The 25,692-nt window shown below is 72.8% G+C and carries 23 protein-coding genes and 1 riboswitch; of the genes, 11 read left to right on the top strand and 12 right to left on the bottom strand.

Annotation, left to right across the window (positions count from 1 at the left end):
- Positions 1 to 15: 15 nt before the first annotated feature.
- The 3 genes from ABD224_RS10810 to ABD224_RS10820 form a co-directional block, all read right to left on the bottom strand.
- Positions 16 to 405: a DUF3040 domain-containing protein gene (locus ABD224_RS10810; protein ID WP_344049196.1), complete on the bottom strand. Its 390-nt coding sequence runs from the start codon at positions 403 to 405 to the stop codon at positions 16 to 18.
- Between the two features lie 276 nt (positions 406 to 681).
- Positions 682 to 1,452 (bottom strand): class I SAM-dependent methyltransferase, encoded by a 771-nt coding sequence (locus ABD224_RS10815; protein ID WP_344049197.1) that lies wholly within the window; start codon positions 1,450 to 1,452, stop codon positions 682 to 684.
- Positions 1,453 to 1,696: 244 nt separating this feature from the next.
- Entirely contained in the window at positions 1,697 to 2,281 is a 585-nt protein-coding gene (locus tag ABD224_RS10820; RefSeq protein WP_344049198.1) for an SAV_6107 family HEPN domain-containing protein, read from the bottom strand.
- Positions 2,282 to 2,439: 158 nt separating this feature from the next.
- On the opposite strand from ABD224_RS10820, the gene ABD224_RS10825 reads away from it, so the two are divergent.
- The 4 genes from ABD224_RS10825 (at position 2,440) to ABD224_RS10840 (ending at position 8,301) form a co-directional block, all read left to right on the top strand.
- Positions 2,440 to 3,522, top strand: coding sequence for an ATP-binding cassette domain-containing protein (locus ABD224_RS10825; RefSeq protein ID WP_344049199.1), 1,083 nt, complete (start codon positions 2,440 to 2,442; stop codon positions 3,520 to 3,522).
- Complete coding sequence (locus ABD224_RS10830) at positions 3,494 to 5,578, top strand: YhgE/Pip family protein (RefSeq protein WP_344049200.1); 2,085 nt, start codon at positions 3,494 to 3,496, stop codon at positions 5,576 to 5,578. Before ABD224_RS10825 ends, ABD224_RS10830 begins: the two co-directional genes overlap by 29 nt.
- An 87-nt stretch (positions 5,579 to 5,665) precedes the next feature.
- On the top strand, positions 5,666 to 6,295 hold the full coding sequence (locus tag ABD224_RS10835; RefSeq protein WP_344049201.1) for a TetR/AcrR family transcriptional regulator: 630 nt from the start codon (positions 5,666 to 5,668) through the stop codon (positions 6,293 to 6,295).
- 509 nt (positions 6,296 to 6,804) lie between these two features.
- The gene (locus ABD224_RS10840) at positions 6,805 to 8,301 is read left to right on the top strand and encodes a phytoene desaturase family protein (protein ID WP_344049202.1); all 1,497 of its coding nucleotides are present in this window, start codon (positions 6,805 to 6,807) and stop codon (positions 8,299 to 8,301) included.
- 12 nt (positions 8,302 to 8,313) lie between these two features.
- On the opposite strand, the gene ABD224_RS10845 is transcribed toward ABD224_RS10840, so the two are convergent.
- The 5 genes from ABD224_RS10845 to ABD224_RS10865 all read right to left on the bottom strand — a co-directional run bounded on the left by ABD224_RS10845 (position 8,314) and on the right by ABD224_RS10865 (position 13,094).
- Positions 8,314 to 9,282: an SCO2102 family sporulation regulator gene (locus tag ABD224_RS10845; protein WP_344049203.1), complete on the bottom strand. Its 969-nt coding sequence runs from the start codon at positions 9,280 to 9,282 to the stop codon at positions 8,314 to 8,316.
- 56 nt (positions 9,283 to 9,338) lie between these two features.
- Complete coding sequence (gene metF, locus ABD224_RS10850; protein WP_344049204.1) at positions 9,339 to 10,262, bottom strand: methylenetetrahydrofolate reductase [NAD(P)H]; 924 nt, start codon at positions 10,260 to 10,262, stop codon at positions 9,339 to 9,341.
- A 177-nt stretch (positions 10,263 to 10,439) separates the two neighbouring features.
- On the bottom strand, positions 10,440 to 11,132 hold the full coding sequence (gene thiE / locus ABD224_RS10855) for a thiamine phosphate synthase (protein ID WP_344049205.1): 693 nt from the start codon (positions 11,130 to 11,132) through the stop codon (positions 10,440 to 10,442).
- Between the two features lie 300 nt (positions 11,133 to 11,432).
- A complete protein-coding gene (locus ABD224_RS10860) occupies positions 11,433 to 11,798 on the bottom strand; it encodes an Rv2175c family DNA-binding protein (RefSeq protein WP_067392758.1) in 366 nt (121 codons plus the stop codon).
- Positions 11,799 to 11,864: 66 nt separating this feature from the next.
- Entirely contained in the window at positions 11,865 to 13,094 is a 1,230-nt protein-coding gene (locus ABD224_RS10865; protein ID WP_344049206.1) for an NAD(P)/FAD-dependent oxidoreductase, read from the bottom strand.
- A gap of 495 nt (positions 13,095 to 13,589) precedes the next feature.
- Positions 13,590 to 13,701, top strand: a riboswitch (TPP riboswitch).
- On the opposite strand from ABD224_RS10865, the gene thiO reads away from it, so the two are divergent.
- The 5 genes from thiO to ABD224_RS10890 all read left to right on the top strand — a co-directional run bounded on the left by thiO (position 13,699) and on the right by ABD224_RS10890 (position 18,909).
- Positions 13,699 to 14,865: a glycine oxidase ThiO gene (gene thiO, locus ABD224_RS10870; protein WP_344049207.1), complete on the top strand. Its 1,167-nt coding sequence runs from the start codon at positions 13,699 to 13,701 to the stop codon at positions 14,863 to 14,865. Its footprint overlaps the riboswitch before it by 3 nt.
- Positions 14,862 to 15,074 carry a sulfur carrier protein ThiS gene (thiS, locus tag ABD224_RS10875; RefSeq protein ID WP_344049208.1) on the top strand — a complete coding sequence of 71 codons (213 nt, stop codon included), beginning with the start codon at positions 14,862 to 14,864 and terminating at the stop codon, positions 15,072 to 15,074. The genes thiO and thiS overlap by 4 nt, the downstream gene beginning before the upstream one ends.
- Positions 15,075 to 15,077: 3 nt before the next feature.
- Positions 15,078 to 15,881 carry a thiazole synthase gene (locus tag ABD224_RS10880; RefSeq protein WP_344049209.1) on the top strand — a complete coding sequence of 268 codons (804 nt, stop codon included), beginning with the start codon at positions 15,078 to 15,080 and terminating at the stop codon, positions 15,879 to 15,881.
- Between the two features lie 119 nt (positions 15,882 to 16,000).
- Positions 16,001 to 17,941: a Stk1 family PASTA domain-containing Ser/Thr kinase gene (gene pknB / locus ABD224_RS10885; RefSeq protein ID WP_344049210.1), complete on the top strand. Its 1,941-nt coding sequence runs from the start codon at positions 16,001 to 16,003 to the stop codon at positions 17,939 to 17,941.
- 77 nt (positions 17,942 to 18,018) lie between these two features.
- Entirely contained in the window at positions 18,019 to 18,909 is an 891-nt protein-coding gene (locus ABD224_RS10890) for a deoxyribonuclease IV (protein WP_344049211.1), read from the top strand.
- A 12-nt stretch (positions 18,910 to 18,921) separates the two neighbouring features.
- Here the strand turns inward: ABD224_RS10890 and ABD224_RS10895 are convergent, their stop codons facing one another.
- A complete protein-coding gene (locus ABD224_RS10895; RefSeq protein WP_344049212.1) occupies positions 18,922 to 19,578 on the bottom strand; it encodes a sulfite oxidase-like oxidoreductase in 657 nt (218 codons plus the stop codon).
- A 158-nt stretch (positions 19,579 to 19,736) separates the two neighbouring features.
- Here ABD224_RS10895 and bfr point away from each other — a divergent pair, with 158 nt between their 5' ends.
- On the top strand, positions 19,737 to 20,216 hold the full coding sequence (gene bfr / locus ABD224_RS10900; protein ID WP_344049213.1) for a bacterioferritin: 480 nt from the start codon (positions 19,737 to 19,739) through the stop codon (positions 20,214 to 20,216).
- Between the two features lie 31 nt (positions 20,217 to 20,247).
- On the opposite strand, the gene ABD224_RS10905 is transcribed toward bfr, so the two are convergent.
- The 3 genes from ABD224_RS10905 to ABD224_RS10915 form a co-directional block, all read right to left on the bottom strand.
- Positions 20,248 to 20,511 carry a (2Fe-2S)-binding protein gene (locus ABD224_RS10905; RefSeq protein ID WP_344049214.1) on the bottom strand — a complete coding sequence of 88 codons (264 nt, stop codon included), beginning with the start codon at positions 20,509 to 20,511 and terminating at the stop codon, positions 20,248 to 20,250.
- 152 nt (positions 20,512 to 20,663) lie between these two features.
- Complete coding sequence (locus ABD224_RS10910) at positions 20,664 to 22,016, bottom strand: class II 3-deoxy-7-phosphoheptulonate synthase (RefSeq protein WP_344049215.1); 1,353 nt, start codon at positions 22,014 to 22,016, stop codon at positions 20,664 to 20,666.
- 139 nt (positions 22,017 to 22,155) lie between these two features.
- Positions 22,156 to 23,400, bottom strand: coding sequence for a glycoside hydrolase domain-containing protein (locus ABD224_RS10915; protein ID WP_344049216.1), 1,245 nt, complete (start codon positions 23,398 to 23,400; stop codon positions 22,156 to 22,158).
- 369 nt (positions 23,401 to 23,769) lie between these two features.
- Here ABD224_RS10915 and ABD224_RS10920 point away from each other — a divergent pair, with 369 nt between their 5' ends.
- Complete coding sequence (locus ABD224_RS10920) at positions 23,770 to 25,680, top strand: anthranilate synthase family protein (RefSeq protein ID WP_344049217.1); 1,911 nt, start codon at positions 23,770 to 23,772, stop codon at positions 25,678 to 25,680.
- Positions 25,681 to 25,692: the final 12 nt, after the last annotated feature.

Below are 25,692 nucleotides of genomic sequence, written 5' to 3' on the forward strand. Positions count from 1 at the left end.
GCTCTACGAGAGGCTCTAGTGGCCGCCCTGCTCGTCGCGGCGGCGCTGCCAGCGCTGTTCGATGCGGTCCATCATGGAGCGCTTCGGCCGGGCCTGGCGGGCGTTCGGACCGCCGATGATCTGCTCGCCCGGCTTGGGGGCCTTGCGCCAGCTGGTCACGGCCAGCACGGCGCAGCCCAGCATGACCAGGAAGCCCACCACACTGACCCAGATCTGCTGGGCGACCATTCCTGCCATGAGGAGCGCGATACCCACGAGGAAGCCCACGACTGCCTGGTAGACCCGCCGCCGGGTGTACGTCCGCAGCCCGTTTCCCTCGAGCGCCGACGCGAACTTGGGATCTTCTGCGTACAGCGCTCGCTCCATCTGCTCGAGCATGCGCTGCTCGTGCTCCGAGAGCGGCACGGAGTCCTCCTCATCGTGCAGTCGCCGGGTGGCGACCCGGGGGGTCCCTTCAGGATAGGCAGGGAATCGCCCCCGTGAAACCCGCCCCTCTGCGCCAATTGACAACCGGAACCCGCCATGCCGGGCCTGGCCCGCTGAGGCTTCCATTCCCCGGCGGCCGACCCGTCATGCCGGGCGGTCCCCTTCGATCATACGGCGCAAAGCCGTTGTCCGGGGGGCCTGCGGCGTACTCCGCGCCCGGCAGGACGGCGTCCGGCGGCCCGCTCCCGGACCGGCTCAGCCCCCGGCGGCGTCCCGGGTCTCGCCGAGCACATGCAGCTGTGTGGCCACCGAGTGGAAGGCGGGCAGCTCCGCCGCCGCCTCCTCCAGCTTCAGCAGGGCGTCCAGCGCTCCGGGCTCGGTGTCCACGAGCACACCGGGCACCAGGTCGGCGAAGACCCGTACGCCGTGCACCGAGCCGACGACCAGTCCCGCGCCCTCCACGAGGGCGGTGAGCTGGTCGGCGGTGAAGCGGCGCGGCACCGGGTCGCCCTCGCCCCAGCGTCCGTGGGGATCGTCGAGCGCGTGCCTGGCCTCCGTGAAGTGGCCGGCCAGGGCGCGGGCGAGCACGGCGCCGCCGAGCCCGGCGGCGAGCAGGCTGAGAAAGCCCTCGGCGCGCAGGGCGGCGACCGCGTTGCGCACGCCCTCGGCGGGATCGTCGACGTACTCCAGGACGCCGTGGCACAGCACGGCGTCGTAGCCGCCGCGCTCGACCACGTCGAAGAGGCCGTGGGCGTCGCCCTGCACGCCCCGGACCCGGTCGGCCACACCGGCCTCGGCCGCACGGCGCTCCAGCGCGAACAGGGCGTTGGGGCTGGGGTCGACGACGGTGACCCGGTGGCCGAGACGGGCGAGGGGCACGGCGAAGTTGCCGCTGCCGCCGCCGGTGTCGAGGACGTCCAGGGACTCCCGGCCCGCGGCCTTGACCCGGCGGTCCAGGGCGTCCCTCAGGACCTCCCAGACCACGGCGGTACGGAGAGAAGCGCGGGGGCGCATCGGGTCCGACACGGCAGTTGACTCCTCGGCGCGGCACCGCCTCTTGCACGGCGGAGCGATCGGTCTTCCCTTCCCGCCCGGCACAGGAACCGGAAGGGCTTCAGGCGCCTTCCACCCTATTGCCTCCCGGCCGCCTCCCGCGCCCGCCCCACCCGCTCGGCGCCGCAGGTCGTCGCGGCCGTGACCGCCGCCGCGGCGGCAGCCGCCGTACGGCTGTGTCCTCGTCCGTCAGCCCGCGTCCGTCAGCCCGTGTTCGTCAGCCCGCGTCCGGCAGCCCGTGCGGGTCCCGGGTCCCGCGGCGGGAGATCCCCGGCTCGCCCGTCGCACCGGTGTCCCGGCGGGGCCGGGGCAGGGACGGCTGGAGGGCGAGCAGGCGCTCGACGAGGCGGATGAACATCGCCACGTCGCGTATCAGGTCGTCGGCGTCGCGCGGGCCGACCGCGCCCCGGATGCCGGCCTCGGCCCGGGCGCGGCGCTCGGCGCCCGCGGCGAACAGCGCGCTCCACTCGGCGAGTTCGGGCGCGATCTCGGGGAGCACCTCCCAGGCGCTCCTGATGCGTGCCCGCTGCCGCGGGGTGGTCTCCGGGCGTCCCCGCGCGGCGAGCACGGCGGCGGCGGTGCGCAGGGCGGCGAGGTGGGCCGTCGCGTATCGCTCGTTCGGGGTCCGCAGGGCCATGGCCTCCTCCAGGCCCGCACGGGCCCGGGCGAGCAGATCGAGGGCGGCGGGCGGCGCCGTGGCCCGGCGCAGGACGGGGTGCACGTCGCTCGCCGGTCCGGTCGGTGAGGGGACGGGGCCGGCGGCACGGCGCCGGCGCGCGGCGCCTGCGGACGAGTGAGCCATGACGAACCTCCTGTCGTCTGGACGACGGCACGAGCGCCGTATGCGCTCATCGTGGGATATGGCACTGACAATCCCTTCTGACCTGGCCTTTTGCCTCGATCACCAGAGCGGTATACGTTTTGCACTGACCAGTCAGTTCAAAAAGGAGAGGACACGCCGTGCACGACCCCACGGCACACGGCCTCGGCGTCACCGCTCGCGACTTCGGGCTGCGCGGGCCCCGCGGCTGGGCCTTCCGCGGCATCGACCTCGACGCGGAGCCCGGTGCGCTGATCGCGGTGGAGGGCCCGTCCGGTTCCGGCCGCACCTGTCTGCTGCTCGCGCTCACCGGGCGGATGCGGCCCACGGCGGGGACGGCCCGCGTGGGCGAGTTCGAGCTGCCCCGCCGCATGTCCGCCCTGCGCCGTGTCACCGCGCTCGCCCATGTCGCCGGTGTCACCGACCTCGAGCCGGCCCTGACCGTCGGCGAGCATCTGCGCGAGCGGGCGCTGCTCCAGCGCCGGTTCAACGGCTCGCTGCGCGGCCTGCTGCGGCCCCGGGCCGGGCGCCGGGCCGAGACGAGGCAGCTGATCGGCACGGCGCTCGACGCCGCCGGTCTCGACCTCGCGGCCCTACCCAAGGGCGACCGCACCGCCGTCCGCGATCTGGAGCGCCCGCAGGAGCTGTGCCTGTCGATCGCCCTGGCGCTGATGTCCCGGCCGCGGCTGCTCGCCGTCGACGACACCGACCTCAAGCTGTCGGACGCCGAGCGGGCCGCCGTCTGGGAGCGGCTGCGGTCGATCAGTGCGTCCGGGACGACCGTGCTCGCGGCGTGCAGCCAGGCACCGGAGGGTGCGGTGGTCGTCTCCACCGGGTCCTCCGCCAAGCCCTCCGCCGCGTCCTCGCCGGCCAAGCCCTCGGCCGCCCCCTCCACGGGTTCCTCCGTCAAGCCCTCCTCGGAGTCCTCCGCGGGGTCCTCAGCCGGCTCCCCCGCCACGACGGCCGACGACAGCCCGGACAGCGGCAGCCCGGCCGAGGACGGCCGCACCGCTGACGGCCCCACTGCTGACGGCCCCACTGCTGACGGCCCCACTGCTGACGGTTCCACCACCGACGGCTCCGCCACCGACAACCCCGCTGCCGGCGGCCCCGCCACCGACGAACCGCGCGACCGGACGAAGAACCCGACGAAGAACCCGACGAAGAACCGGACGAAGAACGAGGAGAAGGCCGATGCGCTCGCCGAAGCTGGCCGTTCTTGAGCTGAGGCGCTTCGGCCGCGGCAGGCTGCCGCGCGCCGCCCTGGTCGCCCTGCTGGTGCTGCCGCTGCTGTACGGGGCGCTGTACCTGTGGTCCTTCTGGGACCCGTACGGCCGCCTCGACCGCATCCCCGTCGCCCTGGTGAACGACGACCGGGGCGCCACCGCCGACGGCCGCAGGATCACGGCCGGCGACGACCTCACCCGGGAACTGCTCAAGAGCAAGGTCTTCGACTGGCACGAGGTGAGTGCCGCCGAGGCCCGCCGGGGCCTGGAGGACGGCACGTACTACCTGTCGCTGACCATGCCGGCCGACTTCAGCCGGCGGATCGCCTCCAGTGCGGGCGACTCCCCCGAGGCCAGCGCGCTCCAGGTCCACACGAACGACGCCAACAACTACGTCGTCGGGCAGATCGCGCGGACGGTGTTCAGCGAGGTGCGCACCGCCGCGTCCACCCGGGCCTCCCGGTCCTACCTGGACAAGATCTTCGTGTCGTTCTCCGACATCCACGACAAGACGGCCGAGGCCGCCGACGGCGCCGACCGGCTCAAGGGCGGCATCGGCAGGGCCGAGCAGGGCTCCAAGGACCTCGCCGACGGCCTGACCAGGGCCAAGAAGGGCTCGTCGGAGCTGTCCAAGGGGCTGACCAGGCTCCACACCGGGGCGAGCGCCCTGGAGAGCGGCTCACGGCAGGTCGCCGACGGCACACAGAAGCTGGCCGAGAAGATCAACGCACTCGACGGCACGGTGGGCCCGTTCCTCAAGAACAACGAGAAGTCGATCGGCGACTCCGCCCGGCTGGTCGCCGACACGGCCCGGACGATCCGCCGCACCCTCGACACCCTGGTCGAACAGGCACCGAAGACCGCCGAGGACGCCCGCTCCGCCTCCACCGCCCTGAACGACGTCCACGCCCGGCGCTGTGACGACCCGGAGACGCCGGACGACGCCTGCGCGGACCTGAAACAGGCCAAGGAGGCCGCCGCCACCGTCGTGAGGACCGCCGACGACGTCAGCACACTGATCGCGGACAACAGCGGCAACCTGAAGAACCTCGACGCCCGGCTGGCCACTCTGGAGAAGCGGGCCCGGGCGCTCGCCGACCGCGCGCCGCATCTGTCGGAGGACCTCGACGAGGCCGTCCGGAAGATCAACGAGCTGAACGAGGGCGCCGCCAAGGTCGCCGAGGGCGCGAAGAAGCTGCGCGTCGGCATCGGCACGGCCGGTACCGGGGCAACCGACCTCGACAAGGGCGTCGGCAGGCTCGAGACGGGTGCCATCGATCTCAAGGGCGGCCTGTACAAGCTGGTCGACGGCTCCGGCAAGCTCGCCGGAGGGCTGCACGACGGCGCCGAACGGATCCCCGACTACGACAAGGAGGACCGCGACCGGCGCACCGCTGTCATGGCCGACCCGGTCCAGCTGGCCTCCCGGTCCCTGCACCACGCACCGAACTACGGCACCGGGTTCGCCCCGTACTTCATCCCGCTGTCGCTGTGGGTGGGCGCCATGGTGGCGTACATGCTGATTCCGCCGCTGAACCGGCGCGCCCTCGCCGTGGGCGCCTCCTCCTGGCGGATCGCGCTGGCCGGCTGGCTGCCGGTGGCGGCGATCGGCGTGCTGCAGACGGCGGCCCTGATGGCGGTGCTGCACTGGGCGGTCGGGCTGGAGATGGCGCGCGCGGGAGGCACGATCGCCTTCCTGTTCCTGGTGGCGGCGTGCTTCGGGGCGATCATCCAGTGGCTCAACGCCCGCTTCGGGCCGGCGGGCCGGATCCTGGTCCTCGCCCTGCTGATGCTCCAGCTGACCTCCGCGGGCGGCACGTACCCCGTGCAGACCAGTCCGGGCTTCTTCAACGCGATCCACCCCTTCCTGCCGATGAGCCACGTCGTCGACGCCCTGCGCAGACTGATCACGGGCGGCGACCTCGGCCCGGTGTGGCCGGCCTGTGCGGTGCTGACGGGCTTCACGGCGGCCGCGCTCGCACTGACCGCGCTGGCGGCCCGCCGCCGGCAGGTGTGGACGCTGAACCGGCTGCATCCGGAGCTGAGCCTGTGACCCCGCCGCCGGCCTCCCCTTCCGCACCCGTTCCGCACCCGTGAGGAGTCCGCACCCATGACTTCCGCACCTGTGACAATCGGGGCCATGGAACGCAGCAGCGCCGCGCCGGGCGGCAGCACCCGCCGCGAGGCCACCCGGCAGAAGCTCTACGAGGCGGCCGTCACACTCATCGCCGAGCAGGGGTTCTCCGCCACCACCGTGGACGAGATCGCCGAACGGGCGGGAGTCGCCAAGGGCACGGTCTACTACAACTTCGCCAGCAAGTCCGTCCTCTTCGAGGAGTTGCTGCGGCACGGGGTGGGGCTGCTCACGGCCTCCCTCAGGGAAGCGGCCGAACGGACCGTGCGGGAGGGCGGCAGCCGGGTCGACGCCCTGGACGCGATGGTGCGCGCCGGGCTGGTCTTCATCGACCGCTACCCGTCCTTCACCCAGCTGTACGTGGCCGAGCTGTGGCGCACCAACCGGGCCTGGCAGTCCACCCTCATGGTGGTGCGGCGGGAGGCGGTCGCCGTCGTCGAGGACGTCCTGCGCGAGGGCATGGCGAACGGCGAGTTCAGCGAGGAGATCGACGTGCCGCTCACCGCGGCGGCGCTGGTCGGCATGGTGCTGGTGGCCGCACTGGACTGGAAGGCCTTCCAGCCGGAGCGCTCCCTGGACGACGTGCACGCGGCGCTGTCCAGGCTGTTGCAGGGGCGGGTGAGCGGACGCTCCTGAGAACGGGCGCTCCTGAGAGCGGGACACGCCGGTGCGGCGTGGCCACGTCCCCCCGTGGGCCACGCCGCACCGGCGCTTCCTCGTGTTCCCCCGTTCCCCCCGGGCCCCCCTTGGTCGGGTCCCCCTTGTTCCCCCGGGTCCCTGTTCCCCCCTGTTGTTCCCCCTGTTCCCCCTGTTCTCCGCGTTCCCCCTGTTCTCCGGGTTTTCGTCCCCCGTGCCTCGCTCCCGCCGACCCGGGCCGGCGGAAGGAACGGTCGAGGGCCGCGCCGTTCCGCCGCCCCGTGTCGGCGGTGCCGGCGCCGGACCCCTTTCCGCGCCCCCACTCTCTCGTCCACGCGCTTTGCTGCTCATCCGCGTGCGTACTCATTTCACCGACTAGGTACGGATACTCAGTCCCGCGTGCTCATCCCCGCGTCGCCGGACCGCGCACCGACCGCGACCGCGCCGGGAAGCCACCGGCCGGTGGGGTGCGGACGGGGCTGTCGGTGCGGGTCGCTACAGTCGCCGGCATGGGACGAATCGTGGTGGTCGGTGCTGGGATGGGCGCGATGGCAGGGGCTGCCCGGCTGGCTGTCGCGGGACACCGGGTGACGGTGTTCGAGCGGACGGAGACGTACGGCGGTGCGGTGCGCCGGGCCGAGCGGGACGGCTTCGCCTTCGACCTCGGGCCCGGGCTGCTGCCGCTGCCCGCCGTCTACCGCGACCTGTTCATCAAGACCGGCAGGGAGCCGCTGGAGGACTGCGTCGAGCTGGTCCAGGTCACCCCGTCGGCGCGGCACGTCTTCGCGGACGGCACCGAGGTGTCCCTGCCCAACGCGTCCCGCGGGGGTGTCGTCGCGGCCCTGGAGGAGGCCCTGGGAGCGGGCGCCGGCCGGCGCTGGGGCGACTTCCTGGTGCGGGCGCGCGAGACCTGGGACCGCTCCCGGCGCCCGCTCCTGGAGGAGCCCCTGTGGCCCAACTGGTCCGTGCTGGCCGAGCGCGAGCCCTACCCGGCCGTCCCGCACAGGCGCCTGCTGCGCACCCGCCGGGCCGGCACGCTCGCCGAGGTCGGTGCCTGGGAGCTGCGCGACGCGCGTCTCGCCGCCCTGCTGGAGAGCCATGCGCTGGCGTACGGACTCGATCCGCGGACGACCCCGGCGAACGCCGCCGCCCTGCCGTACATGGAGCACGCCTTCGGCACCTGGTACGTCCGCGGCGGTCTGCGCGAGCTGGCGCGCGCGGTGTACGAGCGGTGCCTGGCCCGCCGGGTCGAGTTCGTCTTCGGCGCCGAGGTCACGCGGATCGTCGAGAAGGACGGGCGGGCGGCCGGGGTCGAGCTCGCCGACGGGACGGTGGCCGAGGCGGACTTCGTGGTCGCCGGTACAAGCCCCCGTGCGCTGGACGGGATGGTCCGGGGCACGCCTCTTCGGGGTGAGGGAGAGGTGCCGCCCCAGCCCGGGGCACCCAGCCGTCTCACCGTGCTGCTGGCGCTGCGCGGCGGCCGGCCCGAGGGGACGGCCCACCGGACGGTGGTCCACACACAGGACCGCGAGGCCGAGCTCGACGCGTTGTTCGGCCCGGTTCCCCGCCTGCCCGCGCACCCCACGGTCACGGTGTTCCGTCCGGACGACCCGGCACTGGTCCCGGACCCCGGGCACGAGGCGGTCACGCTCACGGCGACGGTCCCGGCGGCGGCCTCGGAGGGCCTTCAGGAGCAGGCCGACCGTATGATCGCCGCCGCCTCGCGTGCCGTGCCCGGGCTCCGCGACCGGATCCTGTGGCAGGAGATCCGCACCCCGGCCGACATCGCCCGGGCAACGGGCGCGGAGGGCGGTGCCGTTCCCGCGCCGGCGCTCGCCGCGGCACAGGGACGCCTGCTGCACCCGGCCAACAGCACCGCGCTTCCCGGCCTGTTCGCCGTCGGCGGCTGGGCGCATCCCGGCGGCGGGCTGCCGCACGCCGGGATGTCGGGCGCGCTGGTGGCCGGACTGATCGTGGAGGGACCGGAGTTCCGCGGCTCCCAGTGAGCCGGGCGGCGGTCAGAAGCGGTACTGCTCGCCGAAACCCGAACCGTGCTGCCGGCCCTGGGTGCCGCCCTGGTACGGGTACGTCTGCTGCTCCTGCGGGAGTTCGCCGCCGTAGGACTCGTCGCTGCGCTGCTGCGGGACCCATACTCCGCCGGCCGGGGTGTCGCCGCCGTAGCCCGTGCCCGCGTAGGCGTCCTGGGTGCCGTAGCCCTGCTGCCCGTAGTCCTGCCGGCCGCCGCCGTAGCCGGTGGCGCCGGTGGCATAGGAGGCGCTGTCGTAGGTCTGGGTGGCGTACGGGTCGGAGTAGCCGGTGTACTGCTGCTGACCGGAGGTGTCGTAGCCGTAGCCCTGCTGCCCGTAGCCGGAGTAGCCGTACGCGTAGCTCTGCTCGGCGGTGGCGTACTGGTCCTGGGTCCGGTCCGCGCCCGGCTGCTGGGCCGAGCCGCCGTAGACGCCGTACGAGCCGGTGTCCTCGGGCAGGGGCTGCGGCTCGTACACCGTGGTGGCCTCCCCGCTGCTCGAGCGCGGCTGCGGGGTGAAGACGTCGTCGTGGTCGTCGTCGTGGTCGTACGACACGTTCTCGTAGCCCGGCAGGGCCCGCATGGTTCCGGTGTCGCCGCGACCGCCGTCCGTCTCTAGGTCGGAGACCTCCAGTGCGGATTCCTCGTCTTCCTCGTCCTCGCCCCTGCCGCGGCGGCGCGACGACTTCCCCGCTCCGTCGGCCCCAGGACGGCCGACCGCCCAGCCGGCCGCGAAGCCGCGGCGGAAGGACAGCGTGACAAAGGTCTGGCCGACCGCGAACGCGGACGCGCCCAGACCGATGACGACGACGGACGGGATCAGTACACCGAGGACGACACCGAGGAAGCCCACGAAGGCGAGCAGCCGCCAGCGCAGGCGTGCCTTGTACTGCAGCAGTACCTCGCCGAGCAGCCACAGCGCGACGATGCCGAACGCGATGTAGAGGACCGTCCAGCCCATGTACGCCCCTCTCCCAGTGGCCGCTACGCAGTGTGTCGCATACGGAGGCGGCCGGTCTAGGCCTGCGGCGTCTGGTGCAGGCCCAGGTTCTCGTAGATTTCCAATGTTGCCGTGGAGTTGTTGAGCGTAATGAAGTGCAGTCCGGGCACTCCTTCGGCCAGCAGCCGCGCGCAGAACTCCGTGGCGAACTCGATTCCAATGGAGCGTACCGCCGCCGGATCGTCCTTCGCTGTGAGGATCCGCTCTTTGAGGCCGTCCGGGATGGTGGCGTTGCTGAGCAGGGGCAACCGCTCGAGCAGCCGGACGCTCGTGATCGGCATGATCTCGGGGATGATCGGGGTGTCGCAGCCGGCCGCGGCGACGCGGTCGCGCAGGCGGAGGTACGGCTCCGGCTGGAAGAACATTTGCGTGATGGCGTAGTCGGCGCCCGCGCGGCACTTGTCGACGAAGTGCCTGACGTCGGTCTCCCAGTCGGTCGACCGCGGGTGCATCTCGGGGAAGGCGGCGACACCGACGCAGAAGTCCCCCGACTCCTTGATGAGCCGGACGAGCTCGGCCGCGTACGTCAGCCCCTGCGGGTGCGGGATCCACTCGCCCATGGGGTCGCCGGGCGGGTCGCCGCGCAGGGCGAGCATGTTGCGGATGCCGGCGTCGGCGTACTGGCCGATGATGTTGCGCAGCTCGGCGACGGAGTGATTGACGGCGGTGAGGTGCGCGACCGGGGTGAGGGTGGTGTCGAGGACGATCTGCTCGGTCTCCTTGACCGTGCCCTCACGTGTGGAACCGCCCGCGCCGTAGGTCACGGAGACGAAGTCCGGCGCGACCGCCTCGACCCTGCGCAGCGCACTCCACAGGTTCCGCTGGCCCTTCGGGGTTTTCGGCGCCGAGAACTCGAACGAGTACGTCGGCTTGCCGGTGGCGAGGATGTCACGCACGGTGCGGGCGCGATCAGTCCTGATGGATGCGGTTCCGAGGGCCATACCCGCAGGTTAGCCAGGGGACGGTGGTCCCCCAACCGGAAGCCGAATATTTTGCCCGAATTGCCGGGCTGTTGTCCATCCTTCGGACAGCGGCGCCCGAAATGGGCGGGTCACGGACCAGAGGTGTCCACTGGCTGAGACGCCGCTCCGCCGTATCGCCGTATCTCCGCCCGGCCTCTACCCGGCGCCCTGCCCGGCGTCCTGCTCGGCCGCCTGCCGCAGCCGCCCGGCGAGCGCGGCCGCCGCCGCACCGGGGTCGTCGGCCTCGGTGACGGCCCGGACCACGACGACACGGCGGGCGCCGGCCTCCAGGACCTGGTCCAGGTTGCCGAGGTCGATGCCGCCGATGGCGAACCAGGGCCGGTCGGTGCGCAGGGAGGCCGCGTACCGGACCAGGCCGAGGCCGGGGGCGGGCCGGCCGGGCTTGGTGGGGGTGGGCCAGCAGGGCCCCGTGCAGAAGTAGTCCACGCCGTCCTGCACGGCGGCCGCGGCGGCCTCGGACTCGCTGTGCGTGGACCGTCCGATCAGGACGCGGTCACCGAGGATCGCACGGGCCGCGGGAACGGGGAGGTCGCCCTGTCCCAGGTGCAGCACGTCGGAGCCGGCGGCGTGGGCGACGTCCGCCCGGTCGTTGACCGCGAGCAGCTTTCCGTGCCGGGCACAGGCCTCGGCGAACACCTCCAGGTGCTCCAGCTCCTCCTTCGCCTCCATCTCCTTGTCCCGCAGCTGCACCACGTCCACGCCCCCCGCGAGCACGGCGTCCAGGAACTCGGCCAGGTCGCCCTGCCGGCGGCGGGCGTCGGTGCACAGATACAGCCGCGCGGCGGCGAGCCTCTCCCGTGCGTCGGCGGCGGCAGTGGTGTCGGACACGGCGGGTCCCCCTCGGATGCGTCTCGGGCTCGTCTCGGGCTCGTCGGTCCGGGTGCGCGGCCGGCGCACGGACCCGGCGACGCGGCCCGCATGCACGCCATGCACGACCCCGCCCGCGCGGTCCGGTCCGGCCCTCTCCCGGCGCCCGGACGGACCCTACCCCGCCCGTGCCCCTCCCCTCGGCCCCGGCGGCCGTCCGAAGGGCCGCGGACGCCCTTGCGGTCAAGAGCGGCGCGGCCGGCCGGCGGGGATGCGTCGACCGCCCCCGGAAGGCCGCCCGCGCCGCTTCGGACGTGCGGGTCAGACCGCCAGGGCCTGGGCGCGGCGCTTCACCTCTGTGCCGCGGTTCTCCCTCAGGGCCTGGGCGGGGGTGCCGGGAAGGCTCGGGTCGGGAGTGAACAGCCACTCGATCATCTCTTCGACCGTGAAGCCGTCGTCCTTCAGGAGCGTCAGGGTGCCGGACAGGCCCTTGACCACCTTGCTGCCGTCGATGAAGGCGGCGGGGACGTGCAGCGCGCGGTTCTCACCACGGCGTACGGCGATGAGCTGGCCCTCCTTGACCATCTGCCGCACGCGTGTCACCTCGACACCGAGCCTTTCGGCGACGTCGGGGAGGGTGAGCCAGGCAGGGACGAGAGCATCGATCTTTGCGTCAATCTCGGTCACGGAATCCAGCCTGCCATCTGCCACCGGCACGAGGAAGTCACGTTCGTCCGCCGGTGGTCGTGTGCCTCACGCGGTCGCCGCCTTCAGCGGCCGCGCCGGGTCCGCCAGCCGGTCCGGGTCCATGGGTGTCCCGGACTCGATCAGCCGCCGGCCCTGCGCCAGATCCCGCGGCCGGCCGACCGCCAGCAGGGCGACGAGCCGTCCCTCGCGCAGCCAGCAGACCGTCCACGCCGCCCCGGAGGGATCACCGCGCCAGAGGGTGGTGTCGGCGGACGCGTGGTGGCCGGCGTACTGCACGAAGCGGCCGAACTGCTCGGACCAGAAGTACGGCACCGGGTCGTAGACCGCGGGCCCCAGGCCGACGACATCGGCCGCGACCGTGCGCGGCCCCTGCAGCGCGTTGTCCCAGTGGTGGATCAGCAGGCGTTCCCCGTACCGCCTCGAGGGGAAGGAGGCGCAGTCGCCGACCGCGTACACGTCCGGCGCCGAGGTGCGCAGACGGTCGTCGGCCAGGACGTCGCCGTGCGCGCCCAGTTCGATGCCGGAGCCGGCCAGCCAGTCCGTGGCCGGCCGCGCGCCGATGCCGACCACGACGGCGTCCGCGGCCAGCCGCGAGCCGTCGTCGAGCACCACCGCGCCGGGCTCGACGCGCTCCACGCGCACGCGTGTCCGCAGCTCGGCGCCGCTGTCGGCGTACCAGTCGGCCATCGGCGCGGCCACCTCCGCGGGCAGCGCCCCCGCGAGCGGCCGGTCCGCGGCCTCCACGACCGTCACGGCGCAGCCGGCCTCGCGTGCCGCGGTGGCGAACTCGGCACCGATCCAGCCGGCGCCGACGACCACGATGCCGTGCTGCTCGGCGAGCACCGGCCGCAGCCGTTCGGCGTCGTCCAGGGTGCGCAGCAGATGCACCCCGGGAACGCCCTCGGAGCCCGGCAGCCGGATCGGCTCCGCACCGGTGGCCAGGACGAGCACGTCGTACGGCACCGGCCCGGCGGAGGTGTCGAGCACCCGCGCGTCGGTCCGTACGGCCAGCGCCTCGCAGCCGAGCCGCAGTTCGATGCCGAGCGACTCGAAGTCGATGTCGAAGGCGGAGCTCTCGGCCTTGCCGAGCAGGACGGCCTTGGACAGCGGCGGCCGGTCGTAGGGCTGGTGGGGTTCGGCGCCGATCAGGGTCACGGTGCCGGTGAAGCCCTGCTCGCGCAGGGCGACCGCGGTCTGCACACCTGCCATGCCCGCACCCGCGACCACCACGCGCCGCGGCTGTGACGTGCTCTTTTCCTGCCTCTGGTCGCTCACCCGATCACCATAGTCAACTGACGTTCCGTCAGTCAGGGGCGTGCGGGACGCCCTGCTTCCCCAGCTCCGCCGGCTCCTTCGGTTCTTCCCCCGCGCTCGTCCCGCTGCCCGGCCGCGGCTCCCGCCGCCGGGTCTCCTCCACGCGCACCCGTCCGTCGGGCGGTTCGGCCACCGCCGGCACGCGGTGCCCGGACGCCGTCGCCCCGTCCCGCCGAAGCCGCACGTACCAAAGGCCGGGTACCAAAGGTCGGGGCGGTCCCCCTCCCTGTACCCACCGGACGGCCCTGCACGACGTCCCCGCCCGCGCACCCGGCCCGGATCCGCCCCTCGGCGCCCGTGATCCGCGGAGCGGGTGCGGGCGCCCGCCCGTCCGGGGCCCGGCGGCGACGGGAGCGAGGGCGCGGCCGCCGGCGAACGGGGCCGAAAGGGGCTCCCTTGCAGGGGGAAGGGGGCTCCCTTACAGGGGTGATCTGCCGCGGACTAGGGTGGCCCCGTACAAGGACTCGCGGGAGCCCGGACGCACCGGGCTGAGAGGGAGGCTGGCGGCCTCCGACCGTACGAACCTGATCCGGGTCATACCGGCGAAGGGAGGGGCTGGAAGCCCATGTCGTCATCACGTACGTCGGACGTTCTGGTCATCGGGGGCGGAATCATCGGGCTGGTGACGGCCTGGCGCGCGGCGCAGCGCGGGTTCGCCACCGCCGTGGTGGATCCCGAGCCGGGCGGCGGGGCCGCGCAGGTGGCCGCCGGCATGCTCGCCGCCGTCACCGAACTGCACTACGGCGAGCAGACCCTGCTCGGGCTCAACCTGGCCTCGGCCCGCCGCTATCCGGACTTCGTGGCCGAGCTGACCGAGCTGACCGGCCACGACACCGGCTACCGCCGCTGCGGCACGCTCGCCGTCGCGCTGGACGCCGACGACCGCGCCCACCTGCGCGACCTGCACGCGCTGCAGCAGCAGTCGGGCCTGAAGTCGGAGTGGCTGTCCGGGCGGGACTGCCGGCGTCTGGAGCCGATGCTCGCACCGGGCGTGCGCGGGGGTCTCCGGGTGGACGACGACCACCAGGTCGATCCGCGGCGGCTCGCCCACGCGCTGGTCGTGGCCTGCGAACGGGCGGGCGTGGTCTTCCACCGCGCCTGGGCCGAACGGCTCACCGTGACCCGTGACCGGGCCACCGGCTGCGTCCTGGACGACGGCACCGCGCTCGGCGCGGAACAGGTGGTCCTCGCGGCGGGCAGCCGCAGCGGGCGGCTCGCGGGCGTCCCGGACGAGGTGCTGCCGCCGGTGCGGCCGGTGAAGGGACAGGTGCTGCGGCTGGCCGTGCCCTCGCGGTACGCACCGTTTTTGAGCCGCACCGTACGGGCCGTGGTGCGCGGCAGCCATGTCTATCTGGTGCCGCGGCTCGACGGCGAACTCGTCGTCGGGGCCACCAGCGAGGAGCTGGGCTGGGACACGACCGTGACGGCGGGCGGCGTGTACCAGCTGCTGCGCGACGCGCACGAGCTGATGCCCGGGATCACCGAGCTGCCGCTGACGGAGACCCGCGCCGGGCTGCGCCCCGGCTCCCCCGACAACGCGCCCCTGCTCGGCCCGACCGCACTCGACGGACTGCTGCTGGCCACCGGGCACCACCGCAACGGCGTGCTGCTCACGCCGGTCACCGGTGACGCCATGGCGCACGTCCTGACCACCGGCGAACTGCCGGACGAGGCCCGCCCCTTCAGTCCGCGGCGCTTTCGCGCCGCCGCATCCCTGGAGCAGCCCGCATGAACCTCTCCGTCACCATCTCCGTCAACGGCGAACCCCGCAGGGTCGCGCCGGGCACGGCTCTCGACGCCGTCGTGCGGTCCCTCACCGCGGCCCCCTCGGGGGTGGCCGCCGCCGTCAACGAGACCGTCGTCCCGCGCGCGCAGTGGCCGTCCACGGCCCTCGCCGAAGGGGACCGTGTCGAAGTACTGACCGCCGTCCAGGGAGGCTGAGCCATGGCCGACGATCCTCTGGTCCTCGGTGAGACGTCCTTCACCTCCCGGCTGATCATGGGTACGGGGGGTGCGCCCAGCCTGGAGGTGCTGGAGCGGGCCCTCCTCGCCTCCGGCACGGAGCTGACCACCGTCGCGATGCGGCGGGTGGACCCGTCCGTGCACGGATCCGTGCTGTCGGTCCTGGAGAAGCTGGGCATCCGGGTGCTGCCCAACACCGCCGGCTGCTTCACCGCCGGTGAGGCCGTGCTGACCGCGCGCCTCGCGCGCGAGGCGCTGGGCACGGACCTGATCAAGCTGGAGGTCATCGCCGACGAGCGCACCCTGCTGCCGGACCCGATCGAGCTGCTGGACGCGGCGGAGACGCTGGTCGACGACGGGTTCACGGTGCTGCCGTACACGAACGACGACCCGGTGCTCGCCCGGAGGCTGGAGGACGTCGGCTGCGCGGCGATCATGCCGCTGGGGTCGCCGATCGGGTCCGGGCTGGGCATCCGGAACCCGCACAACTTCCAGCTGATCGTGGAGCAGGCGCGCGTGCCGGTGATCCTGGACGCGGGAGCGGGGACGGCCTCGGACGTGGCGCTGGCCATGGAGCTGGGCTGTGCGGGGGTGATGCTGGCGTCGGCGGTGACCCGGGCGCAGGAGCCGGTCACCATGGCCCGGGCCATGAAACACGCGGTCGAGGCGGGGCGGCTGGCGCGGCTGGCCGGGCGGATCCCGAAGCGGCACTTCGCCGAGGCGTCCTCCCCCATGGAGGGGCTGGCGCGGCTGGATCCGGAGCGGCCCGCCTTCGGGACGGCCTGAGCCGTGTCGCGGGGGCGGGCGGACCCGCCCCCGCGGCGGGAGGCACAAGTGCCCTCGGACCGTCACAGGTCGGTCGCAGTCCGGACGGACCGTCCGGGGCTGCTCGTACACTCACCTGCGTGGATACGACCCTTCAGGACCCTCTCGTCGGGCAGGTGCTCGACGGCCGCTACCGCGTCGACGCGCGGATCGCCGCCGGCGGAATGGCCACGGTCTACCGGGCCATGGACACCCGTCTGGACCGGGTCCTCGCGCTCAAGGTGATGCATCCGACGCTCGCGGCCGACGCCTCGTTCGTCGCACGGTTCATCCGCGAGGCCAAGTCGGTCGCCCGGCTCTCCCACCCGAACGTGGTGCAGGTCTTCGACCAGGGCACTGACGGGTCGTATGTGTATCTCGCGATGGAGTACGTCCCCGGCTGCACCCTGCGCGACGTGCTGCGCGAGCGCGGGGCGCTGCAGCCGCGGGCCGCGCTGGACATCCTGGAGCCGATGCTCGCCGCGCTGGGCGCCGCGCACCGCGCCGGGTTCGTGCACCGGGACATGAAGCCGGAGAACGTCCTGATAGGGGACGACGGCCGGGTCAAGGTCGCCGACTTCGGGCTGGTGCGCTCCGTGGACACGGCGACGCACACCACCGGGGCCGTCCTCGGCACCGTCTCCTACCTCGCGCCGGAGCAGATCGAGCACGGCACGGCCGACCCCCGGGTCGACGTGTACGCGTGCGGCGTCGTGCTGTACGAGATGCTGACCGGCGACAAACCCCACCAAGGGGGGTCCCCCGCCCAGATTCTCTACCGGCACCTCCACGAGGACGTGCCGGCCCCGTCGGCCGCCGTTCCGGGGCTGCCGCACGAGCTGGACGAGCTGGTCGCCCGGGCCACCGCGCGCGTCCCGGACGACCGGCCGCAGGACGCGGTCGCGCTGCTCGCCCATGTGCGCGAGGCACGCGCGCGGCTCACCGAGGAGCAGCTGGACGCCCTGCCGCCACAGGCCCTCACCACGGAGCACGACAACGCGGAGGACCGCACGAGCGTGATCCCGCGCGCGCTCACGGTGCCGCGCCGCCAGTTCGCGGACGGGGACGCCGGCGCGGAACCGGACGAGGGCGGCCTCGACCGCACCGCCCGTCTCGAGACGCCTCCGCCGGCCTCCGGTGCGCGGCGTCCGCTTAGGCTCCGGCGGGGGCCGCTCACGGTCGTCGCCGCCGTCCTGCTGGTCCTCGGCCTCGGCGCAGGGGTGTGGTACATCAACTCGGGCCAGTTCACCAGGGTCCCGCCGCTGCTGGCGAAGACCGAGGCAGAGGCGAGGAAGCGGCTGAAGGAGGCCGGCCTCGAGGTCAAGGAGGTCAGGCACGCGTACAGCGACACGGTCGAGCGCGGCACGGTGATCAGCACGGACCCCGAGGCGGGCGCCCGGATCCGCACCCGCGGCTCGGTGACGCTCACCGTCTCCGACGGACCGAGGACCGTGAAGGTGCCCGACCTCGAGGGCCGTCCGCTGAACGAGGCACGGGCCCTGCTGAAGAAGGAGGGGCTGGAGCCGGGCATGGTGACCCGGGAGTTCAGCGAGAGCGTGGCCAGGGGCTCGGTGATCGGCACCAGGCCCGAGGCGGGCACCGAACGGCGCGCCGGCTCGGCGGTCGCGCTCGTCGTCAGCAAGGGCCGCGCGGTGGACGTGCCGGACGTCACCGGCAAGGACCTGGACCGGGCGAAGTCCGCTCTGGAGGAGGCCGGTCTGAAGGTGCGGATCGCCTCCGAACAGGTGAACTCCGAGTTCGACAAGGGCCAGGTCGCCCAGCAGACCCCGGCGGGCGGCAGCCGGGCCGCCGAGGGCGACACGGTCACGCTGACGCTGTCCAAGGGTCCCGAGATGGTCGAGGTGCCGGACGTGGTCGGCAAGAAGGTGGACGAGGCCAGGAGCGAGCTGGAGGCCGCCGGCTTCACGGTCGAGGAGGACCGCGGTCTGCTCGGGCTGTTCGGCGACACCGTCCGGCGGCAGTCCGTGAAGGGCGGCGACCTGGCCCCGAAGGGATCGACGGTCACGATCACCATCCGGTGAGCCCCGGGAAAGCCTAAGTCGGCGGATGCGCGGCGCCCGGCGGCACCCGGCCGCCGGGCGCATGCCACCCTGAACAGGTGAGCAGTGAGCAGTCCCGCGCCCTTCCCGGTCCCCTCCGCAACCCCGTCGGCAGCCATGTGCCCGTCGCCGGCGGGCTGTGCTCGGTGGGCCTGTCCTACGCCCGTGACCTGAGGGCCGAGGCCGTACAGGTCTTCGTCGCCAATCCGCGCGGCTGGGCCACGCCCGCCGGCGATCCGCGGCAGGACGAGGCGTTCCGCGCGGCCTGTGCCGAGGAGTCGATCCCGGCGTACGTCCACGCGCCCTATCTGATCAACTTCGGTTCGCACACCGAGGCGACCGTGGAGCGGTCCGTCCGGTCGCTGCGGCACTCGCTGCGGCGCGGACGGGAGATCGGCGCCCTGGGCGTCGTCGTGCACACCGGGAGCGCGACCGGCGGCCGGGAGCGGCCGGTGGCGCTGAAGCAGGTACGGGAGCGCCTGCTGCCGCTGCTCGACGAGCTCACCCACGACGACGACCCGTGTCTGCTCCTGGAGTCGACCGCGGGCCAGGGCGCCTCCCTCTGTTCCCGCACCTGGGACTTCGGGCCGTACTTCGAGGCCCTGGACGCCCATCCGAAGCTCGGTGTGTGCCTGGACACCTGCCATGTCTTCGCCGCCGGGCACGACCTGACCGGCCCGGACGGCATGCACCGGACGCTGGACCGGCTGGTGGAGACGGTCGGCGAGGGGCGGTTGAAGCTGATCCACGCCAACGACTCCAAGGACGTGGCCGGCGCGCGCAAGGACCGGCACGCGAACATCGGCGCCGGTCACATCGGCGCGGACCCCTTCCGCGCCCTGATGACCCACCCCGCCACCGAGGGCGTCCCCCTGATCATCGAGACCCCGGGCGGCAAGGAGGGCCACGCGGCGGACGTGGCCCTGCTGAAGAAGCTCAGGGACGGCTGAGCCGCGCCGCCGTCACAGCTCCGGTCCGTCTCCCGGTTCCTCCTGGTAGGAGTACCGCTGCTCCTTCCACACGTCGCCGATGTTGTGGTAGCCGCGCTCCTCCCAGAAGCCGCGGCGGTCGGCGGTCATGTACTCCACGCCGCGGACCCACTTGGGGCCCTTCCAGCCGTACAGGTGGGGGACGATCAGACGGAGCGGGAAGCCGTGCTCCGCGGTGAGCAGTTCGCCGTCCTTGTGGGTGGCGAAGAGGGTGCGCTCGGAGGCGAAGTCGGACAGGCGCAGATTGGCGCTGTAGCCGTACTCCGCCCACGCCATCACATGGGTGACGTCCGGGGCGGGCGGGACGAGGTCCAGGATGGTGCGGGCCAGGATGCCGCCCCACTCGGCACCGAGCACGCTGTACCTCGTGACGCAGTGCAGGTCGGCCACCACGGTGGTGTAGGGCAGGGCCGTGAACTCCTCGTGGGTCCAGCTGTGCTTCTCCCCGTCGGCGGTGGCGCCGAAGACCCGGAAGTCCCAGCGTTCGGGCCGGAACCTGGGCACCGGCCCGTAGTGCGTGACCGGCCAGCCCCGCTGCGGCCGCTGCCCCGGCGGAAGCCCCGGCTGCACCGCCCCCTGCGACACCCCTCCAGACACGTTCCCGGACGTGCGTTCCACCGGCTGACCCATGTCTCCATCCTGGCAGACGCAGGAGGGTGCACATGACCACCCCTGGGTCAATTCAGTCAACTCATAATAAGTGTGAACTTACTGGACAGCCGTGAGGGCCGGTGGAATCATGCCGCGCAACCCGCCAGCCCCGGCCCCGTGCGGAAGGAGCCTTGACGATGCAAGGCGACCCCGAAGTCATCGAGTTCCTCAACGAGCAGCTCACCGGCGAACTGACCGCCATCAATCAGTACTTCCTGCACGCGAAGATGCAGGAGAACAACGGCTGGTACAAACTCGCGCGGTACACGCGCCGTGAGTCGTTCGACGAGATGAAGCACGCCGAGGTCCTCACGGACCGGATCCTGTTCCTCGAGGGCCTGCCCAACTACCAGCGGCTGTTCCACGTCCGCGTGGGGCAGACCGTGCAGGAGATGTTCGAGGCGGACCGGCAGATCGAGCTCGAGGCCGTCGACCGGCTGCGGCGCGGGATCGAGGTGATGCGGGCGAAGGGCGACATCACGTCGGCGAACATCTTCGAGGACATCCTCGCCGACGAGGAGCACCACATCGACTACCTGGAGACCCAGCTGGAGCTGCTGGACAAGCTCGGCGAGGCCCTCTACATCGCCCAGGTGGTCGAACAGCCGGAGGAGTGAGGGGCAAGAATCGGTAGGACCGGCCGGAGGGCTAGGCGGCCTCGCCGAGGTCCGGGCGCGGGGCCGGGGCCATGGCCGGACCCGTCGGAAGGGGGCGTCCCCGGCCGGCCGGCTCCCGGCGCGGGGCCGCGCCTCTGCCGAGGAGGGCCTGGATACGGCGTACGCACGAGCCGCAGTCCGTGCCCGCCTTGCAGACCGAGGCGATCTGGCGGGGAGTGCGGGCGCCGTTCTCCGCGTGCTGCTCGACCTGCTGCTCGGTGACGGCGAAGCAACTGCAGACGTACACGCGGTTCACCCTTGCGCCGGGAACGGTTCGACGACACCCTTCCGAGTTCTCGGTAAGGCAAACCTAACCTTACTGGTTTCGCGGGAGGTGCAAAAGCCGGTGGGGCGCGGATCGTGTGTGATCCGCGCCCCACCTCGTACGCCTCCCGCGAGGCGGCCGTCTCACTGGTCCCGGTACATCTCCGCGACGAGGAACGCCAGGTCGAGGGACTGGCTGCGGTTCAGCCGCGGGTCGCAGGCCGTCTCGTAGCGCTGGTGCAGGTCGTCGACGAAGATCTCGTCGCCGCCGCCCACGCACTCGGTGACGTCGTCACCGGTCAGCTCCACATGGATGCCGCCCGGGTGCGTGCCCAGCGCCTTGTGCACCTCGAAGAAGCCCTTGACCTCGTCGAGCACGTCGTCGAAGCGACGGGTCTTGTGGCCGGAGGCCGCCTCGAAGGTGTTGCCGTGCATCGGGTCGGTCACCCAGGCCACGGTCGCGCCCGACGCCGTGACCTTCTCCACCAGCTCGGGGAGCCGGTCGCGGATCTTGTCGGCGCCCATGCGGACGATGAACGTCAGCCGGCCCGGCTCCCGGTCGGGGTCGAGACGCTCGACGTACTGCAGCGCCTCCTCGGCCGTCGTGGTCGGGCCGAGCTTGACGCCGATCGGGTTGCGGATCTTCGAGGCGAACTCGATGTGCGCGTGGTCCAGCTGCCGGGTGCGCTCACCGATCCACAGCATGTGCGCCGAGACGTCGTACAGCTGCCCGGTGCGCGAGTCGACACGGGTCAGCGCCGCCTCGTAGTCGAGCAGCAGCGCCTCGTGCGAGGAGTAGAACTCGACGGTCTTGAACTCCTCCGGGTCCGCGCCGCAGGCCCGCATGAAGTTGAGCGCGTTGTCGATCTCACGGGCGAGCTGCTCGTAACGCTGGCCGGAGGGGGAGGACTTCACGAAGTCCTGGTTCCAGGCGTGCACCTGACGCAGATCGGCGTAGCCGCCGGTGGTGAAGGCGCGCACCAGGTTCAGCGTGGAGGCCGAGGCGTGGTACATCCGCTTCAGCCGCTCCGGGTCCGGGACCCGGGCGGCCTCGGTGAACTCGAAGCCGTTGACCGCGTCGCCCCGGTAGCTCGGCAGCGTCACCCCGTCGCGGGTCTCGGTCGGCTTGGAGCGCGGCTTGGAGTACTGGCCGGCGATCCGGCCCACCTTCACCACCGGCACCGAGGCGGCGTACGTGAGCACGGCGCCCATCTGGAGCAGGGTCTTGAGCTTGTTGCGGATCTGGTCGGCGGACACCGCGTCGAACGTCTCGGCGCAGTCGCCTCCCTGCAGGAGGAACGCCTCGCCCCTGGCAACGGCTCCCATCCGGGCGCGCAGCTGGTCGCACTCGCCTGCGAAGACGAGCGGCGGATACGTCTCGAGGTCCGCGATCACTGCGCGCAGAGCCTCGGGGTCGGGGTACTCGGGCTGCTGCGCCGCGGGCAGATTTCGCCAGGTGTTGCCAGCGCTCGGGCTGGTCTTAGCGTTCACGGTCACATCTCCCACCCTACGGGGTCGCCCGACCGGCCTGCTCATCTGCTCATCAAATGAGACAGATGGTGTGAGACGGATGGGGGCGAAACGGGCGGCGCGCAGGGGATGCGAAAGGGAGGCGCGCAGGGGGTGCGCAAGGGGGTCATACGCCGGTGCCGACGTCCAGTTGGTCCCGGTCGATGTTGATGGTCACCCCTTTGTAGGTCTCGGTCTTGTTGCCCGCGTACTGGTGGATGCGCTGCTGCTTCGCCCACATCGCGGCGGGCAGGCTGGGGTGGTCGGTGGTGGCCTCGCCGTTCCAGTGCGCGAAGAAGATCACATCGGGAAGAGTGGTCCTCGCGGCGTTGTCGACCAGGTCGAGGACCAGGGAGGAGACACTGCCGTACGCGCCGGAGCGGTAGCCCAGTTCGTGCAGCCGCTCGGTCCAGGCCTCCAGATAGCCGAGGACGCGGGTGGTGAGGGCGCCGCCGCGCGTGTACTGCTCCACGTTGTTGTAGAGCACCGAGCCCTTGCCCAGGCCGAGCGCGGCGGCCCGGGCGACCGCGTCCTCGGCGGCGGCTCTCCCCTGCGGCACCGGGTCGGTGATGGCCGCGCAGTCGTTCTGGCAGCTGCCCGCGCCGACGGTGGGCTGCGGGCCGACGTAGAGCGGGAAGAGACGCCATCCGTTCGTGTACTGCGTCCGCACCCACTCGGGGGTCAGCCTGACCTGGGCGCAGGCACGGTTGATGCCGCCGATGTAGATGCCCACGGCCCGGTAGGGCGAGCCGTCCCTCCAGGCGTTCATGGCGGTCTGGCTCGGGGCGCTGCAGGTGTCGAAGCCCTTGCCCCGGTGGGCGGTCGCGTCGGCGGGCACGGAGAGGGCGGAGGGGATGTCGCCCGGCTGTTCGGCGCGGGCGGAGGCGACCGGCAGCCCGGCGCTCTCCAGCACCCGCTGGACCGTCGCGCGGTCCTCGCGGTACGGGGCCGTGATCTCGATCCCCTCGTCGGTGGCCGTGGCCCGGAAGACACGGGACGTGCGGTCCTCGGTGACGGAGGCCTTCGTGGCCGCCGCGGGCCGCACCCACAGGGCCTCGGTGCGTCCGACGGCACGCGCGGGGCAGTCCTGCTGCTCCCCGGGCTCGCCGAGGTAGACGGCGTGCCGGTCGAAACGGACGCAGGCCGTCGGGTTCTTCTTGAGGTCGACGATCTGCCAGTCGGCCGGAACGGTGAACGTGTGGCCGCGGTACGTCACCGTCTTGGTCTCCCCACCGGGTGCCGTGCGGGCGGCGGCCGGTGAGCCGGCCCCGAGCAGTGCGCAGACGGCCAGCGCGGCGAGCGCCCGCCGGGCCGGGCGTGACGATCGTGGGGGGGGCGCGATGCGGACATGGCGTACTCCTGGGTCGGGCACGGCACGCGCGGCGGAGCACGGGCGGGTCCCCGCCCGGCCGGCGTTTGTCCTCGTCCTCCTTTCCACCGCCCGCCTTTGCCGGAAACCGCGTGTGGTGCGTCCGGGCGACCTCGCGTGCGGTAGGGTGCGGGCATGTTCGTACGCGCATCCCTGCACCGGAACTGGTGGTGGACCGCTCCTTAGGCGGCCCGCCGACTGCGCGTACCCACACTCTGCGAAGGCCGCCCGAGGGGCGGTCTTCGGCGTTCTAGGCGCTCGGGCCGTTCCTCACCCGCATCGGCGAAACACCGGCAGAAGCCGATGAAGGCCGGCGAAGACCGCCGAAAGCCGGCGGCGACCGACGGAAACCGACACACGAGGAACCGCCCCATGGACCTGGTACGGCTGCTGCACGACCCCCGCCCCTTCGCCCTGCTCCGCCGGCGCACCCCCGGGCACGACCACGACCTGGTCGAGGTGCTGCTCGGCCCGGTGACCACCTGCGACCGTCTGGCCGAACTGCCCGACGAGGGCCTTGCGCTGATCCCCTTCCGGCAGATCCGGGAGCGCGGCTTCGACGTGCGCGACGACGGCACCCCGCTCCTGGTGCTGACCCCCGAGGAGAGGTACGCCCTTCCGCTGGCCGAGGCGCTGGAGCAGCTTCCCGCGCACGAGGTGCGCGTCGAGGACGACGGCTTCGACGTCTCCGACGAGGAGTACGCGGAGATCGTCCGGCGTGTGCTGCGCGAGGAGATCGGTGCGGGCGAGGGCGCGAACTTCGTGATCCGGCGGACGTACCGGGGCCGCATCCCGGGGTTCGGGCGGGCCGACGCCCTGGCCCTGTTCCGGCGGCTGCTGGCTCAGGAGCGGGGTGCGTACTGGACCTTCGTCGTGCACACCGGGGACCGGGAGGGGCCCGGCGGGCCTGCCGCGGAGGGGCGGGAGAGGGAGACGGGCGGGCGGACGCTGGTGGGCGCCAGTCCCGAGGTGCATGTGCGGATGTCCGGCGGGACCGTCGTGATGAACCCGATCAGCGGCACGTACCGCTATCCCCCGGAGGGGCCGACGCCCGGGCATCTGCTGGACTTCCTCGCCGACGGCAAGGAGATCGAGGAGCTGTCGATGGTCGTCGACGAGGAGCTCAAGATGATGTGCACCGTCGGCGACATGGGCGGAGTCGTCGTGGGGCCGCGGCTGAGGGAGATGGCCCACCTCGCGCACACCGAGTACGAGCTGCGCGGGCGGTCGTCCCTGGATGTGCGGGACGTGCTCAGACAGACCATGTTCGCCGCCACCGTCACCGGCTCGCCCGTGCAGAACGCCTGCCGGGTCATCGAGCGGTACGAGACCACCGGGCGCGGCTACTACGCCGGTGCCCTCGCCCTGCTCGGCCGTGACCCCGGCGGCGGCCGGACCCTCGACTCCCCCATCCTGATCCGCACCGCCGACATCGACGCCTCCGGGCGGCTGCGGGTGTCCGTCGGTGCCACCCTCGTCCGCGGCTCGGACCCGGACGGCGAGGTCGCGGAGACCCATGCGAAGGCGGCGGGGGTGCTGACGGCGCTGGGCGTACGGCCCGGCCGGCCGCGTACGGAGCGGAAGCCGCCCCGGCTCGCCGACGACCCGCGGGTGCGGGCGGCGCTGGACGGGCGCCGGGCCCTGCTGGCGCCGTTCTGGCTGCGGATGCAGAAGCGGCCGGAACGCCCGGAGGGGCATGCGCTGGTCGTGGACGGCGAGGACACCTTCACCGCGATGCTCGCCCATGTGCTGCGGTCCTCGGGGCTCGCGGTGACCGTCCGCCGCTACGACGAGGACGGGCTGCGGGAAGCCGTCCTGGCGCACGAGGGTCCGGTGGTCCTCGGTCCCGGCCCGGGCAACCCCTCCGACCTGACCGACCCGAAGATGCGCCTGCTGCGTGCCCTGACCGCCGAGGTGCTCAGGGAGCGCCGGCACAGTGTGCTCGGCGTCTGTCTGGGCCATGAGCTGATCGCGGCCGAGCTGGGCCTGGAGATCGTGCGCAAGGAGGTGCCGTACCAGGGCGCGCAGACCACGATCGACCTGTTCGGCCGCACCGAGACCGTCGGCTTCTACAACAGCTTCGTGGCGGTCTGCGACGACGAGGCCCACGCCGAACTCGCCGCACACGGCGTGGAGGTGAGCCGGAGCGCCACCGGTGAGGTGCACGCGCTGCGCGGCCCGGGGTTCGCCGGTCTGCAGTTCCACCCGGAGTCCGTGCTGACGCTGAACGGTCAGGCGATCCTTTCCGGACTGCTGGCCGCTCCCCTGCTGCGCCGGCCGTGACCGGCGCCGGCC

Origin of the sequence: Streptomyces thermoalcalitolerans, assembly GCF_039525155.1 — a bacterium.
In the GTDB taxonomy this organism is placed as follows: Bacteria; Actinomycetota; Actinomycetes; order Streptomycetales; family Streptomycetaceae; genus Streptomyces; species Streptomyces thermovulgaris.